This window comes from Streptomyces sp. NPDC016845 (genome assembly GCF_044332585.1).
Lineage (GTDB): Bacteria > Actinomycetota > Actinomycetes > Streptomycetales > Streptomycetaceae > Streptomyces.
Map to the genome: position 1 here is coordinate 15,377 of NZ_JBIRPI010000019.1, position 13,827 is coordinate 29,203.

Annotated in this window: 17 protein-coding genes and 5 tRNA genes; 15 read left to right on the top strand and 7 right to left on the bottom strand. The window is 70.1% G+C overall.

The window, feature by feature from the left end:
- Positions 1-11 precede the first annotated feature (11 nt).
- On the bottom strand, positions 12-407 hold the full coding sequence (locus tag ACH4RC_RS31830; RefSeq protein ID WP_398207053.1) for a hypothetical protein: 396 nt from the start codon (positions 405-407) through the stop codon (positions 12-14).
- Between the two features lie 98 nt (positions 408-505).
- Here ACH4RC_RS31830 and ACH4RC_RS31835 point away from each other — a divergent pair, with 98 nt between their 5' ends.
- From ACH4RC_RS31835 to ACH4RC_RS31860, 6 genes are all read left to right on the top strand, one after another.
- Entirely contained in the window at positions 506-1,225 is a 720-nt protein-coding gene (locus ACH4RC_RS31835; RefSeq protein WP_398207054.1) for an HAD family hydrolase, read from the top strand.
- 87 nt (positions 1,226-1,312) lie between these two features.
- Positions 1,313-1,384 (top strand) — tRNA-Gln (locus ACH4RC_RS31840).
- A gap of 42 nt (positions 1,385-1,426) precedes the next feature.
- Positions 1,427-1,499: transfer RNA gene (locus ACH4RC_RS31845), tRNA-Glu, on the top strand.
- A gap of 62 nt (positions 1,500-1,561) precedes the next feature.
- Positions 1,562-1,634 (top strand) — tRNA-Glu (locus ACH4RC_RS31850).
- Positions 1,635-1,664: 30 nt separating this feature from the next.
- A tRNA-Gln gene (locus tag ACH4RC_RS31855) sits at positions 1,665-1,736 on the top strand.
- A 42-nt stretch (positions 1,737-1,778) separates the two neighbouring features.
- A tRNA-Glu gene (locus ACH4RC_RS31860) sits at positions 1,779-1,851 on the top strand.
- A gap of 146 nt (positions 1,852-1,997) precedes the next feature.
- On the opposite strand, the gene ndgR is transcribed toward ACH4RC_RS31860, so the two are convergent.
- Entirely contained in the window at positions 1,998-2,714 is a 717-nt protein-coding gene (gene ndgR / locus ACH4RC_RS31865; RefSeq protein ID WP_324767461.1) for an IclR family transcriptional regulator NdgR, read from the bottom strand.
- 187 nt (positions 2,715-2,901) lie between these two features.
- Here ndgR and leuC point away from each other — a divergent pair, with 187 nt between their 5' ends.
- The 4 genes from leuC (at position 2,902) to ACH4RC_RS31885 (ending at position 6,310) form a co-directional block, all read left to right on the top strand.
- The gene (leuC, locus tag ACH4RC_RS31870) at positions 2,902-4,332 is read left to right on the top strand and encodes a 3-isopropylmalate dehydratase large subunit (RefSeq protein WP_398207055.1); all 1,431 of its coding nucleotides are present in this window, start codon (positions 2,902-2,904) and stop codon (positions 4,330-4,332) included.
- Between the two features lie 6 nt (positions 4,333-4,338).
- Positions 4,339-4,932 carry a 3-isopropylmalate dehydratase small subunit gene (gene leuD / locus ACH4RC_RS31875; RefSeq protein ID WP_398207056.1) on the top strand — a complete coding sequence of 198 codons (594 nt, stop codon included), beginning with the start codon at positions 4,339-4,341 and terminating at the stop codon, positions 4,930-4,932.
- Between the two features lie 295 nt (positions 4,933-5,227).
- Complete coding sequence (locus ACH4RC_RS31880) at positions 5,228-5,467, top strand: hypothetical protein (RefSeq protein WP_394430041.1); 240 nt, start codon at positions 5,228-5,230, stop codon at positions 5,465-5,467.
- Between the two features lie 132 nt (positions 5,468-5,599).
- A complete protein-coding gene (locus ACH4RC_RS31885) occupies positions 5,600-6,310 on the top strand; it encodes an HU family DNA-binding protein (protein WP_398207058.1) in 711 nt (236 codons plus the stop codon).
- A 102-nt stretch (positions 6,311-6,412) separates the two neighbouring features.
- Here ACH4RC_RS31885 and ACH4RC_RS31890 read toward each other — a convergent pair whose 3' ends face one another.
- Positions 6,413-6,616, bottom strand: coding sequence for a hypothetical protein (locus tag ACH4RC_RS31890; RefSeq protein ID WP_398207060.1), 204 nt, complete (start codon positions 6,614-6,616; stop codon positions 6,413-6,415).
- A gap of 13 nt (positions 6,617-6,629) precedes the next feature.
- A complete protein-coding gene (cofC, locus tag ACH4RC_RS31895) occupies positions 6,630-7,274 on the bottom strand; it encodes a 2-phospho-L-lactate guanylyltransferase (RefSeq protein WP_398207061.1) in 645 nt (214 codons plus the stop codon).
- A 135-nt stretch (positions 7,275-7,409) separates the two neighbouring features.
- Here cofC and ACH4RC_RS31900 point away from each other — a divergent pair, with 135 nt between their 5' ends.
- The 3 genes from ACH4RC_RS31900 to ACH4RC_RS31910 all read left to right on the top strand — a co-directional run bounded on the left by ACH4RC_RS31900 (position 7,410) and on the right by ACH4RC_RS31910 (position 10,506).
- Entirely contained in the window at positions 7,410-8,204 is a 795-nt protein-coding gene (locus tag ACH4RC_RS31900) for a lysophospholipid acyltransferase family protein (protein WP_398207063.1), read from the top strand.
- Positions 8,201-9,223 carry an NAD(P)H-dependent glycerol-3-phosphate dehydrogenase gene (locus ACH4RC_RS31905; RefSeq protein ID WP_398207065.1) on the top strand — a complete coding sequence of 341 codons (1,023 nt, stop codon included), beginning with the start codon at positions 8,201-8,203 and terminating at the stop codon, positions 9,221-9,223. Before ACH4RC_RS31900 ends, ACH4RC_RS31905 begins: the two co-directional genes overlap by 4 nt.
- 104 nt (positions 9,224-9,327) lie before the next feature.
- Positions 9,328-10,506: a D-alanine--D-alanine ligase family protein gene (locus tag ACH4RC_RS31910; RefSeq protein ID WP_398207067.1), complete on the top strand. Its 1,179-nt coding sequence runs from the start codon at positions 9,328-9,330 to the stop codon at positions 10,504-10,506.
- Between the two features lie 19 nt (positions 10,507-10,525).
- On the opposite strand, the gene ACH4RC_RS31915 is transcribed toward ACH4RC_RS31910, so the two are convergent.
- Complete coding sequence (locus ACH4RC_RS31915) at positions 10,526-11,035, bottom strand: DUF3515 family protein (protein ID WP_398207069.1); 510 nt, start codon at positions 11,033-11,035, stop codon at positions 10,526-10,528.
- Positions 11,036-11,055: 20 nt separating this feature from the next.
- Positions 11,056-11,289 (bottom strand): Lrp/AsnC ligand binding domain-containing protein, encoded by a 234-nt coding sequence (locus tag ACH4RC_RS31920; RefSeq protein WP_351165332.1) that lies wholly within the window; start codon positions 11,287-11,289, stop codon positions 11,056-11,058.
- Positions 11,290-11,582: 293 nt separating this feature from the next.
- Between ACH4RC_RS31920 and ACH4RC_RS31925 the strand changes: the two genes are divergently transcribed.
- Positions 11,583-12,566, top strand: coding sequence for a thiamine-phosphate kinase (locus tag ACH4RC_RS31925; RefSeq protein ID WP_398207071.1), 984 nt, complete (start codon positions 11,583-11,585; stop codon positions 12,564-12,566).
- Positions 12,567-12,625: 59 nt separating this feature from the next.
- Positions 12,626-13,426, top strand: coding sequence for a bifunctional hydroxymethylpyrimidine kinase/phosphomethylpyrimidine kinase (gene thiD / locus ACH4RC_RS31930; protein WP_398207278.1), 801 nt, complete (start codon positions 12,626-12,628; stop codon positions 13,424-13,426).
- A gap of 141 nt (positions 13,427-13,567) precedes the next feature.
- Here the strand turns inward: thiD and rpmB are convergent, their stop codons facing one another.
- On the bottom strand, positions 13,568-13,753 hold the full coding sequence (gene rpmB, locus ACH4RC_RS31935) for a 50S ribosomal protein L28 (RefSeq protein ID WP_003957616.1): 186 nt from the start codon (positions 13,751-13,753) through the stop codon (positions 13,568-13,570).
- Between the last annotated feature and the right edge of the window lie 74 nt (positions 13,754-13,827).

Sequence of the window (13,827 nt, forward strand, 5' to 3'; positions counted from 1 at the left end):
TCAGTAGGCGCTCAGGCCTTGGCGCTGACCCAGCTTCCACAGCTGTACGGGGTGCCGCTCGAGCCGTCGGACAGGCACGAGCGGATCTGCAGGCTCGTTCCTTCGGCGAAGTCGAGGTTCCACGTCTTCGTCGCGCCGTAGCCGCCACCGTTGTAGTAGCTGTGGACGGTGGAGCCGGAGCCGTACCGCCACTGGGCCACCGAACCGTGGCCGTCCCGCGACTGGTCGGAGCTCTGGAGCTTGTCCCCCTGCTCCCAGAACCACGCTATCGACGCACCATTGGAATTGCTGACGTTGTTCGAGGTCCCGGCCAGGGCCGGCGCCGAGGCGGCGATCAAGAGCGTCGCAGCGGCTGCCAGGCCACTGGCGGCCAGCTGGATGCGCTTGCGGGCTGTCGCATTCTGCATCAAGACTTAACTCCCCGTCGCTTGAGCTTGTTTGACCTGCGCATGCTAAGCGATCTCCACTCCGCGCGCCGGGAATTAGCGCTGAGTACGATCGGCCGGTGACTCCAAAGGCCGTCGTCTGGGACATCGACGACACCCTCTTCGACTACGCCACCGCCGACACGACCGGCATGCGTGCCCACCTCACCGCCGAGGGCCTGCTGGACGCCTTCGGCACCGCTGAGCAGGCCCTCACCCGCTGGAAGACGCTGACCCGCGAGCAGTGGGCGCGCTTCGAGGCGGGGGAGACCGACTGGGAGGGCCAGCGCAGGGACCGGGTCCGTGCCTTCGTCGGGCAGCTGCTCGACGACGCGGCGGCCGACGCCTGGTTCACGCGCTATCTGGGCCACTACGAGGCCGCCTGGGCCCTCTTCCCGGACACCGTGCCCGTCCTGGACGCCCTCGCGCGCACCCACCGCCACGCGGTGCTCTCCAACTCCTCGCTCCACAACCAGGACCGCAAACTCCGCGTCCTCGGCGTGCGCGACCGCTTCGAGGCCCTGCTGTGCGCGGCCGAGCTGGGCGTCGCCAAACCCGACGCCGCCGCCTTCCACGCCGTCTGCGACGCGCTGGGACTCGCCCCGCACGAGGTCGCGTACGTGGGGGACCAGCCGGACACCGACGCGCGCGGCGCTGTCGAGGCGGGAATGACCGGCATCTGGCTGGACCGTACGGGGATCGGCGGCCGCCCTGAGCTGGTCCGCATCACCGGCCTCGACCAGCTGCCGCCGCTGCTGGCCCGCGATACCCGTTTTGGAGCGCCGGAGACCTTCGGGTAATGTTCTTCCTGCGCCGAGGGAAGCGAGCCGAAAGGCTGGCCCGGAAGCGCAAGCCGAACAAAGGTCCCGACGGGATTGGCGTTCTGGTGGCCTATGGTGTAATTGGCAGCACGACGGTTTCTGGTTCCGTTAGTCTAGGTTCGAGTCCTGGTAGGCCAGCTCGCAGAGCTCATCTGCAACCGTGGATTCCAGATCCACAAAGCCCCCGTTGTGTAGCGGCCTAGCACGCTGCCCTCTCAAGGCAGTAGCGCCGGTTCGAATCCGGTCGGGGGTACAGATCCTTCCCACGAGGACGGCACGGGTAGCTCCCACCGACTTCGATGCAGGATCGCTAGGGCCCCCGTTGTGTAGCGGCCTAGCACGCCGCCCTCTCAAGGCGGTAGCGCCGGTTCGAATCCGGTCGGGGGTACTGGTCGGACCCGCGTGGTCCGAACCACTGTGGCCTATGGTGTAATTGGCAACACTACGGTTTCTGGTACCGTCATTCTAGGTTCGAGTCCTGGTAGGCCAGCTCTGCAGAGCTCATCTGCAAACCGCGGATCTGATCCGCAAGGCCCCCGTTGTGTAGCGGCCTAGCACGCCGCCCTCTCAAGGCGGTAGCGCCGGTTCGAATCCGGTCGGGGGTACAGAACGAAGAGGCCCTCCCCATCGCGGGGAGGGCCTCTTCGCGTACGTACATGTGCGTGTGCCGACCCCGGACACAACTCCGGCCGGTCGCTGCGGCGTTGGAGCGACCGGCCGGAATGGGCAGGGGGAACGGGCGAGTTGTTTCTCAGCCGGTGCGGCGCAGGGCCTCGGAGAGGCGGCCCGCGGCGTCGATCACGGCCTGGGCGTGCATCCGGCCCGGGTGCCGGGTGAGGCGCTCGATGGGGCCCGAGACCGAGACGGCGGCCACCACGCGGTTCGACGGGCCGCGCACGGGCGCGGAGACGGACGCGACGCCCGGCTCCCGCTCGCCGATCGACTGGGCCCAGCCCCGGCGGCGGACGCCCGACAGGGCCGTCGCCGTGAAGCGGGCGCCCTGGAGGCCGCGGTGCAGGCGCTCCGGCTCCTCCCAGGCCATCAGGATCTGCGCGGACGAGCCCGCCTTCATGGTGAGCGTCGAGCCGACCGGGACCGTGTCCCGCAGGCCGGACAGGCGCTCCGCCGCGGCGACGCAGATGCGCATGTCGCCCTGGCGGCGGTAGAGCTGCGCGCTCTCGCCCGTGACGTCCCGCAGGTGCGTGAGCACCGGGCCCGCGGTCGCGAGCAGGCGGTCCTCGCCGGCCGCCGCGGAGAGCTCCGCGAGACGCGGGCCGAGAATGAACCGGCCCTGCATGTCCCGCGCCACCATGCGGTGGTGTTCGAGGGCCACCGCCAGGCGGTGGGCCGTCGGTCTTGCCAGTCCGGTGGCCGCTACAAGTCCTGCGAGGGTCGCGGGCCCGGACTCCAGGGCGCCCAGGACAAGGGCTGCCTTGTCCAGAACGCCGACGCCGCTACTGTTGTCCATGCGTCGATACTCCCGTCTCACTCTGTGAAACGCAAGTTCAAATATCCGTGGAACTTGCCACTCTGTACGGACGCCGGTCCGTGGACCAACGGGCCCGGCAGCCGACGTCCGGTACGAGGGGTACGAGCGACGGCGATCCGAACTCTCTAGTGGGACCGGCGCATCCCGGCCGGCCGAAGGGAAAGCGATGGGTAGGACACTCGCGGAGAAGGTCTGGGACGACCACGTCGTCCGGCGCGCCGAGGGCGAGCCCGACCTCCTCTTCATCGATCTGCACCTGCTGCACGAGGTGACCAGCCCGCAGGCGTTCGACGGCCTCCGGCAGGCGGGCCGCCAGGTGCGCCGCCTCGACCTCACCATCGCCACCGAGGATCACAACACCCCGACCCTCGACATCGACAAGCCGATCGCCGACCCGGTCTCGCGCGCCCAGCTGGAGACGCTGCGCAAGAACTGCGCCGACTTCGGTGTACGCCTGCACTCGCTCGGCGACGTCGAGCAGGGCGTCGTCCACGTGGTGGGTCCGCAGCTGGGCCTGACCCAGCCCGGCACCACCGTGGTCTGCGGCGACTCGCACACCTCCACGCACGGCGCGTTCGGCGCGCTGGCGTTCGGCATCGGCACCTCGCAGGTCGAGCATGTGCTCGCCACGCAGACGCTGCCGATGGCCCGCCCGAAGACCATGGCGATCACGGTCGAGGGTGAACTGCCCGAGGGTGTCACGGCCAAGGACCTGATCCTGGCGATCATCGCCAAGATCGGTACCGGCGGCGGTCAGGGCTACATCATCGAGTACCGCGGCTCCGCCATCGAGAAGCTCTCGATGGAGGCCCGCATGACCATCTGCAACATGTCGATCGAGGCCGGCGCCCGCGCGGGCATGATCGCCCCCGACGCCACCACCTTCGACTACCTCGAGGGCCGCGCCCACGCGCCCGAGGGCGAGGAGTGGGACGCCGCGGTCGCGTACTGGAAGACGCTGCGCTCCGACGACGACGCGGTCTTCGACGCCGAGGTGTTCATCAAGGCGGAGGAGTTGTCCCCGTTCGTCACCTGGGGAACCAACCCCGGCCAGGGCGCTCCGCTTTCGTCGCACGTCCCCGACCCGGCTTCGTACGAGGACGCTTCGGAGCGCTTCGCCGCCGAGAAGGCCCTGGAGTACATGGGGCTGACCGCCGGGCAGGCGCTGCGCGACATCAAGGTCGACACCGTCTTCGTCGGCTCGTGCACCAACGGCCGCATCGAGGACCTGCGCGCCGCCGCGGCCCTCGTCGAGGGCCGCAAAGTCGCCGACGGCGTACGGATGCTGGTCGTCCCGGGCTCCGCGCGGGTCGGCCTCCAGGCCGTCTCCGAGGGCCTGGACAAGGTCTTCAAGGAGGCCGGCGCCGAGTGGCGGCACGCGGGCTGCTCCATGTGCCTGGGCATGAACCCGGACCAACTCGCCCCCGGCGAGCGTTCCGCGTCCACCTCCAACCGCAACTTCGAGGGCCGCCAGGGCAAGGGTGGCCGCACCCACCTGGTCTCGCCCCAGGTCGCCGCCGCCACCGCCGTCCTGGGCCATCTGGCCTCGCCGGCCGACCTGTCCGACGCCGACGCCCGTACGCCCGCTGGAGTCTGATCAGTCATGGAAGCATTCACCACGCACACCGGCCGGGCCGTCCCGCTGCGCCGCAGCAATGTCGACACCGACCAGATCATCCCGGCCCACTGGCTCAAGAAGGTGACCAGGGACGGGTTCGAGGACGGGCTGTTCGAGGCCTGGCGCAAGGACCCCGAGTTCGTGCTCAACAAACCGGAGCGCGCGGGCGCCACGGTGCTGGTCGCGGGCCCGGACTTCGGTACCGGCTCCTCCCGCGAGCACGCGGTGTGGGCGCTGCAGAACTACGGGTTCAAGACCGTCATCTCCTCCCGGTTCGCCGACATCTTCCGCGGTAACTCGCTCAAGAACGGTCTGCTGACCGTCGTCCTGGACCAGAAGGTCGTGGAGGCGCTCCAGGAGCTGGTGGAGCAGGACCCGCAGGCCGAGATCACCGTCGACCTGGAGGCGCGCGAAGTCCGCGCCGAGGGCGTCACCGCCTCCTTCGAGCTCGACGAGAACTCCCGCTGGCGCCTCCTCAACGGGCTCGACGACATCAGCATCACGCTCAGCAACGAGAGCGACATCGCCGCCTACGAGGCGAAGCGCCCGTCGTTCAAGCCGCAGACCGTACAGGTCTGAGCGAGCCCACTCGGCTCTCGGGCAAGGCTCATTCAGGCCACATCCGCAGACCCGTACCCCCAATCGTGCATCGGTTGGGGGTACTTCTGTGTCCGGCTCCAACTGCCCCCGCAAGGCCTGCGCAGGGGAGCCTTCCTGACCAGCAACTCCCTTGATTGACACGGGTGTTCCTGGGGTAAGCGGGACTCGGTGCCGCTCCCGACGAGCGCGCCGCGCGAGGGCTCAGGAGGCGCCTGTGGGGCGGGAGTTACCCCCTGCGGAGGCGACAACTCGCCCCAGATGGCACAATCTGTGCATGGAACACGACGGCCAACTCCAGCTGTACGCGGCGGTCGCGAACCAACTCAAGGAAGCGCACGCCCGAGTGCGCGCACTGCAAGTCCCGGAGGGCGTACGGATGGCGCTGACCCGGAAGCTGCTGGCCATTACGGCCGCGGCCAAACACGATCTGGCCGGTGCGGCCAGACGTCTGGAGCGATTCGGTGCGGACCTCGACGACTTCGAAGAGGGCTCCGGCACGGAAGAGGAACTCTGAGACGGCCGAGATCGTTGCGGCACAAGGGTGATTAGCCCGTTTCGTGTTTGATTTGCGGTATATATCTGCCTAACGTGCGAAAAAGCCGGGGCGAAAGAGATTCGTTCCGGCAATGTCTCCGAAGGGGAAGACGTGAACAAGGCGCAGCTCGTAGAAGCGATTGCCGACAAGGTCGGTGGCCGTCAGCAGGCCGCCGACGCCGTCGACGCGGTACTCGACGCCATTGTCCGTGCCACGGTCAACGGCGACCGTGTCTCGGTCACCGGCTTCGGTTCGTTCGAGAAGGTGGACCGCCCGGCCCGTTACGCCCGCAACCCGCAGACCGGCGAGCGTGTCCGGGTCAAGAAGACGTCCGTGCCGCGCTTCCGCGCCGGTCAGGGCTTCAAGGACCTCGTCGCGGGCTCCAAGAAGCTCCCCAAGAACGACGTCGCGGTCAAGAAGGCGCCCAAGGGCAGCCTGACCGGCCTCGCTTCGGCGACCGTCAAGAAGGCCGCGGCCAAGAAGACGACCGCCAAGAAGGCCGCCGCCTCCACCGCCAAGAAGGCGGCGCCGGCGAAGAAGTCCACCGCCAAGAAGACGACGGCGACGGCGAAGAAGACCGCCTCCACCGCCAAGAAGGCGTCTCCCGCCGCGAAGAAGGCGACGGCGCAGAAGGCCACCACCGCCACGGCCAAGAAGGCGGCCCCCGCCAAGAAGGCCACGGCGCAGAAGGCCACCGCCAAGAAGGCGGCTCCCGCCAAGACGGCCCCCGCCAAGAAGGCCACGGCCAAGAAGGCGCCCGCCAAGAAGTCGACGGCTCGCAAGACGACGACCGCCAAGAAGGCCACCGCCCGCAAGAAGTAAGGGCACCCGCCACAAGGCTGCTCACGCGCCGGGCCGGGCTCCCCTCGGGGAGCCCGGCCCGCGGCGTGTCCGGGTCTTGACCCGCTTGACCTGGGGGTCCGGTCAGAAGGTCTGGAGGGTCACGAGCGCGACCTGCCGTGCCTCGCCCTCGCCCCGGACCTCGATCCGCACCCGCTGCCCCGGCCGCAGCAGCCGCAGGCCGCCCGCGTCGAAGGCGGCGGCGTCGAACGTCAGCGGCGTGCCGTCGTCCAGGAGGACGCTGCCGGAACGGGAATCGGGGTCGTACGTGTACGCGGTGGCCTGCATACGGGCAGCGTACTCAGTCCTGGGCCGCGTCCGGGGACAGCAGCCCGACCGTGGCCCGCGCGGTGTAGGGGCCCACGCCCAGCGCCAGCGCCGTGCGCAGGTCGTCGCCGGTGTCGACGTCCTGGCGTACGGAGTCGACACCGGCGAGCGGGAGTTCCGCCGCGCCGGACGCGGTGTGCCGGGCCCGGGAAGCCGCGCCGAATGCGGGGGACAATTCCGCGCCGGACGCGGCGGACAGAAGTGTCGTGCCGATTCCGGCGGCGTCCGGCAGGAATGCCCGGGGAAATGCGGTGGCCGCGCCGAGAACGCGGGCCAATTCCGCCGGACGCAGCGCCGGGAGATCCGCGTTGAGCGCCGCCACGGGCGCGGCGGGACGCGAGGCACGTACGTACTGAGCGCCATGGGCGAGAGCCGCATTGAGACCCGCCTGCGGCGTGTCGGGAACGATACGGGCGCCGAGAGCCCTGAGTTCACGACCGGCGCGGACATCGTCCGTGACGACCACCACATCAGCCACCGCCGCGCAGGCCGCCGCGGCGGCCACGGTGTCCTGGGCGAACGCGAGGGCGAGGCCCGGGCGCAGGCCGCCGGCCGCGGGCGCCAGCCTGCTTTTGGCCCGCACCAGCGGTTTCAGCGGTATCACCAGGGTCCACTGCACGCCCCTATTGTGACCTGTGCATGAGGTGAGCCGGTTCGGGCGGGCGTACGGTGTTCTCGACAGACCGGTGGCCTGGGGCGACACTTGTGCGGCCCTACGGAGCCCACCCGCCAGGTCCTAGAGGAAGGTGTCCGAGTGTCCCGCCGCAGAATCGGCTTCTGGTACCGCTTCGCAGCGGTCCTGTGCAAACCGCCCCTGGTGGTTCTGTTCAAGCGGGACTGGCGCGGAATGGAGAACATTCCTGCCCAGGGTGGCTTTATCACCGCGGTCAACCACAATTCGCATCTGGACCCGTTCCTCTACGCCCACTATCAGTACAACACCGGACGAGTCCCGCGTTTCCTCGCCAAGCACAGCCTCTTCCGGAAGGGCTTCGTCGGCGCCGCGATGCGCGGCACCGGACAGATTCCCGTCTATCGCGAGTCGACGAACGCACTGAGCGCCTTCCGCGCCGCTATCGCTGCCGTGGAGCGCGGCGAGTGCGTCGCCTTCTATCCAGAAGGAACGCTTACCCGGGACCCCGAACTGTGGCCCATGACCGGTAAGACCGGTGTCGCCCGCGTGGCCCTCCAGACGCGGTGCCCGGTCATTCCCGTCGGCCAATGGGGCGCCACCGACGCACTCGCGCCATATGCGAAGAAGCCGCATTTCTTCCCGCGCAAGACGCACCACGTCCTCGCCGGCGAGCCCGTCGACCTGTCGCGGTTCTACGACAAGGAGATGACGCCGGAGCTGCTCAAGGAGGCGACCGAGGTCATCATGGGCGAGATCACCACGCTGGTGGCGGAGCTGCGCGGCGAACCGGCCCCGCGGAAGCGTTACGACCCGCGCCAGGCGCGGATCGAACAGCGCCGCAAGTCGCGGGCGCGCAGCGGCGGTTCGCACAGCGGTACATCCCGAAGTGGCGGCAGTTCGGAGGAGAGCAAGTGAGCCGACCCGTGAAGGCCGCAGCCAAGGTCGCAGTCTTCGGGACCGGATCATGGGGCACCGCGTTCGCCATGGTCCTCGCCGACGCGGGGTGCGACGTGACCCTCTGGGGCCGCCGTGCCGAACTCGCCGACGCCATCAACTCGACGCACGTGAACCCCGACTACCTGCCCGGCGTCGAGCTGCCCGCGAGCGTACGGGCGACGGCCGACGTGGCCGAGGCCGCGCAGGGCGCCGACTTCACCGTGCTCGCCGTGCCCTCGCAGACCCTGCGCGACAACCTCGCCGCGTGGGCGCCGCGGCTCGCCCCCGACACCGTGCTGGTCTCGCTGATGAAGGGCGTGGAGCTCGGCTCGGCCATGCGGATGAGCGAGGTCATCGAGGACGTCACGGAGGTCGGCGCGGACCGCATCGCGATCGTCACCGGGCCGAACCTCGCGCGCGAGATCGCCGCCCGGCAGCCCGCCGCCGCGGTCGTCGCCTGCCGTGACGAGGCCGTCGCCCAGCGGCTCCAAGTCGCTTGCCACACCCCGTACTTCAGGCCGTACACCAACACGGATGTCGTCGGCTGCGAGCTGGGCGGCGCGGTGAAGAACGTCATCGGGCTCGCCGTCGGCATCGCCGACGGCATGGGGCTCGGCGACAACACGAAGGGCTCGCTCATCACGCGCGGCCTCGCCGAGACGACCCGGCTCGGCCTGGCGATGGGCGCCGACCCGCTGACCTTCTCCGGGCTCGCGGGCCTCGGCGACCTCGTCGCCACCTGCTCGTCGCCGCTGTCGCGCAACCACACCTTCGGCACCAACCTCGGCAAGGGCATGACCCTCGCCGAGACCATCGCCGTCACCAAGCAGACCGCCGAGGGCGTCAAGTCCTGCGAGTCCGTGCTCGACCTGGGGCGCCGCCACGGCGTCGACATGCCCATCACGGAGACGGTCGTCGGCATCGTCCACGAGGGGAAGCCGCCGGTCGTCGCCGTGAAGGAGCTGATGTCCCGCTCGGCCAAGCCCGAGCGGCACTGAGGCCGCCGGACCGAGGGCGCCGGGCGGGGGCGACGCGGCTCGGCCCGGCGGAGGCCGACTCCTTCGCTGACTCCTCCTGTACCAGCAGGTACGCTCATCGCGATATGAGCAGCGAGAACCTTCCCCAGAGCCCCGCGCCCGCCGAGCCCTTCGCGCCTGCGGGCGGGCAGAAGCCGCGTGTGGCCGTCGTCTTCGGTGGCCGTAGCTCCGAGCACGGTGTCTCCGTCGTCACCGCGGGCGCCGTGCTGCGCGCCATCGACCGCTCCAAGTACGACGTGCTGCCCATCGGCATCACGCGCGAGGGACGTTGGGCGCTGACCTCGGACGATCCCGAGCGCATGGCGATCACCGACCGCAAGGTGCCGGACGTCGCCGATCTCGCGGACTCGCCCGAGGGCGGCGTGGTCCTGCCCGTCGACCCCTCCTCGCGCGAGGTCGTCTACACCGAGCCCGGCTCCGTACCGAAGGTGCTCGGCGACGTCGACGTCGTCTTCCCCGTGCTGCACGGCCCGTACGGCGAGGACGGCACGATCCAGGGGCTCCTCGACCTCTCCGGAACGCCGTACGTCGGCTGCGGTGTGCTCTCCTCGGCCGTCGGCCAGGACAAGGAGTACATGAAGCGGATCTTCACCTCCTTCGGCCTCAAGGTCGGGCCCTACCTGACCGTCCGGCCGCGCGAGTGGGAGCGCGAGCAGGAGGGCGCGCGGCGGCGTATCGCCGACTTCGTCAGCGATCACGGCTGGCCGCTGTTCATCAAGCCCGCGCGCGCGGGCTCGTCGATCGGCATCACGAAGATCGACTCCTTCGCCGGGCTCGACGAGGCCATGGAGACCGCCCGCGCCCACGACCCGAAGGTCATCATCGAGGCGGCGATCCTGGGCCGCGAGATCGAGTGCGGCGTGCTCGAGTTCGAGGACGGGCCGCGCGCCTCCGTCCCGGCCGAGATCCCGCCCGTGCAGACCCACGACTTCTACGACTTCGAGGCGAAGTACATCGACTCCGCCGCCGGGATCGTGCCCGCCCCGCTCACCGCGGAGCAGACGGCCGAGGTGCGGCGCCTCGCCGTCGCCGCGTTCGACGCGGTGTCCTGCGAGGGCATCGTCCGGGCGGACTTCTTCCTGGACGAGGAAGGCGAGTTCGTCATCAACGAGATCAACACGCTGCCCGGCTTCACGCCCATCTCGATGTACCCGCGGATGTGGCAGGAGAGCGGGGTCAGCTACCCGGAGCTGGTGGACCGCCTGCTGCAGGCGGCGCTGCGGCGCCCGACGGGGCTGCGCTAGCCGTCGGGCAGTGAGCGGCTCAGGAGGCGATCCCCGTCGGGATCGCCTTCTTCACCGCCGGGGCCAGATCCACCAGGACACTCGAACTGTCCCGCCCCTTCTCCGCGCTCACCTCGACATACGCCTCGCGATTGGCGGTGGTGAAACGGTACGACCCGTCGTCCTGCTTCTCCATCAGCCAGTCCACCCCGTTCACCCCGCCGGCGACCGCGTCGGGATCTCCGCCGTCCGCCACCTTCGGATCGATCATCTTCGGGGGCTGTGCGACTCCGCAGCGCAGTATGATCGCGTTGCTTCCCCAGGCAGCGGTCAACGTGGACGCCGGCCCGGGGTCCTCGCGGCTCAGACCGTCGACCTTCGACGGCAGGACCTTGTCCAGGTTCCGGCACAGCTTCGCGGCCGTCGCGCCCGGACGGGGAACCACGACCGACGCGCTGCCGTCTGCCGAGGAGCAGCCCGCCACGGCGATCGGCAGGCACAGCGCGGGCAGCCCGATGAAAAGACGGAGCCGGTGAGGAGAAGAGTTCACCGGCACAGGGTAGACGGGGGCTACAGGTGGACGACCGGGCAGGTCAGGGTGCGCGTGATGCCGTCCACTTGCTGGACCTTGGCGACCACCATGCGACCCAGTTCGTCGACGGTGTCGGCCTGCGCGCGGACGATCACGTCATAGGGGCCGGTGACATCTTCGGCCTGGATCACTCCCGGAATCTTCGCGATGAGCTCGGCGACGGTCGACGCCTTGCCTACTTCGGTCTGGATCAGGATGTACGCCTGTACCACGGAACCTCCAGGGCGGCCACGAGGATCATGTGGGGGAAAGGGACGCCACGGTATCGCGTCGCCGCTCGTCGCGGGGAGACCCGGGGTGGCTGTGGCGTACACGCCGTGTGCGGGAAGGTGGTCGCAGGCGGCGCGGGGCCTCCTGCGGCGAGCACCGCACGGCGCCGTCCGGCAGGTAGTGCAGGGGAGCTCTCGGTGGGCTGTGCGGAGAGCCCGTCCTTGACAGAAACCGTACCCATGACAGAGACGGACCGCGACCGCAAGCGGGCCGTGGCAGAAGGGGCAGTACGCGCATGAAGGGCACCGTCGGCGAGCTGGGGGAGTTCGGACTCATCCGAGAACTCACCTCCCGGCTCACCACCACCCCGGCCGTACGGATCGGCCCCGGCGACGACGCCGCGGTGATCGCCGCGCCGGACCGCAGGGTCGTCGCCAGCACGGACGTCCTCCTGGAGAACCGGCACTTCAGGCGCGACTGGTCCACGGCGTACGACGTCGGCCGCAAGGCCGCCGCGCAGAACCTCGCCGACATCGCCGCCATGGGCGCCGTCCCCACGGCCCTGCTGCTCGGCCTCGTCGTACCCGCCGAACTCCCCGCGTCCTGGCCGTCCGAACTGATGGACGGGTTGCGCGACGAGTGCCAGGTGGCCGGCGCCGCGGTGGTCGGCGGCGACGTCGTCCGCGGCGACACCATCACCATCGCCATCACCGCACTGGGCGACCTGCGCAACCACGAGCCGGTGACCCGCGCGGGCGCCGGCCCCGGCGACGTCGTGGCCGTCACCGGCTGGCTCGGCTGGTCCGCGGCCGGGTACGCCGTGTTGTCCCGCGGCTTCCGCTCCCCGCGCGCCTTCGTCGAGGCCCACCGCCGCCCGGAGCCGCCGTACCACGCGGGCCCCGCCGCCGCCGGACTCGGCGCCACCGCCATGTGCGACGTGAGCGACGGCCTCATCGCCGACCTCGGCCACATCGCCGAGGCCAGCAAGGTCCGCATCGACATCAAGTCCGGGAAGGTCGACGTGCCCTCCCAGATGAACGACATCGGCCAGGCCGTCGGCGTCGACCCGCTGCAATGGGTCCTGACCGGGGGAGAGGACCACGCCATCGTCGCCACCTTCCCGCCGGACGTGAAACTGCCCGCCCGCTGGAAGGTGATCGGCGAGGTGCTGAACCCCTCCGCCCTGCCCCAGGTCACCGTGGACGGCGCACCCTGGACCAGCAAGGGCGGCTGGGACCACTTCGGGGACGACTTCCCCGGCGGGGAGATCGAGTCGTGACGGCCTCCGCGCCCCTGCCGCGGGCTGCCTACGGGCCCGTCTCCGCCGCGCCCGTACGGGTGCTGACCGTGGCCGGGTCCGACTCCGGCGGCGGCGCCGGTATCCAGGCCGACCTGAAGACCATGCTCGCCCTCGGCACCCACGGCATGAGCGTCATCACGGCCGTCACCGCCCAGAACTCCCTCGGTGTCCAGGGCGCCTGGGAGCTTCCCGCGGAGGCGGTCCGCGCCCAGTACCGCAGCGTCGTCGACGACATCGGGGTCCAGGCGATCAAGACGGGGATGCTCGCCTCTCCCGAACTCGTCGAGTGCGTGGCCGAGCTGCTCGCGGGCACCGAGGCGCCGGTCGTGATCGACCCGGTCGGCGTCTCCAAGCACGGGGACTCGCTGCTCGCCGCCTCCGCGCTCGACTCCGTCCGGACGAGACTCCTGCCGACCGCCACCGTCGCCACCCCGAACCTCGACGAGGTGGCCCAGCTCACGGGCGCGCGCGTCGGGTCGGAGGACGACATGCGGCGCGCGGCGGCAGCGGTGCTGGCGTACGGGCCCCGGTGGGTGGTCATCAAGGGCGGTCACCTGGACACCGGGTCAGGGCCGGGTGCGGGCCCGGCCGGGGAGGCGGTCGACCTCCTGACGGACGGTTCCGAGGAGTACTGGCTGCGCGCCCCGCGCCATGACAACCGGCACACGCACGGCACGGGGTGCACTCTTGCCTCCGCGATCGCGGCCCAGCTGGCAAAGGGCCAGTCGGTGCCGGAGGCCGTGCACGCGGCCAAGGAGTACGTGACCGGGGCGATCGCGGCCGGATTCGCCCTGGGGGCGGGGATCGGCCCGGTGGACCATGGCTGGAGGCTCAGGTAGGCGGTGCCGACGGGGCCCGGCAGTGGGCCCACGGGCGCACGGGCGCATAGGCACACGGGCACATAGGCACATGAAAAAGCCGGTCCCCGAGGGGACCGGCTTTTTCAAGCAACCAGCGAGGTGGCCGCGCTACGCGAAACGTCAGCGCGAGACCTTGCCGGCCTTGATGCACGAGGTGCAGACGTTGAGCCGCTTCGGCGTCCGACCGACCACTGCACGCACACGCTGGATGTTCGGGTTCCAGCGACGGGACGTACGGCGGTGCGAGTGCGAAATGTTGTTGCCGAAGCCCGGCCCCTTGCCGCAGACGTCGCAGTTGGCAGCCACGGGTCACTCCAAAGACTTCAGATGCACTTACGGTTGATCCCGGCATGCCGGGATCAGGATCGGAGGATCTGAGT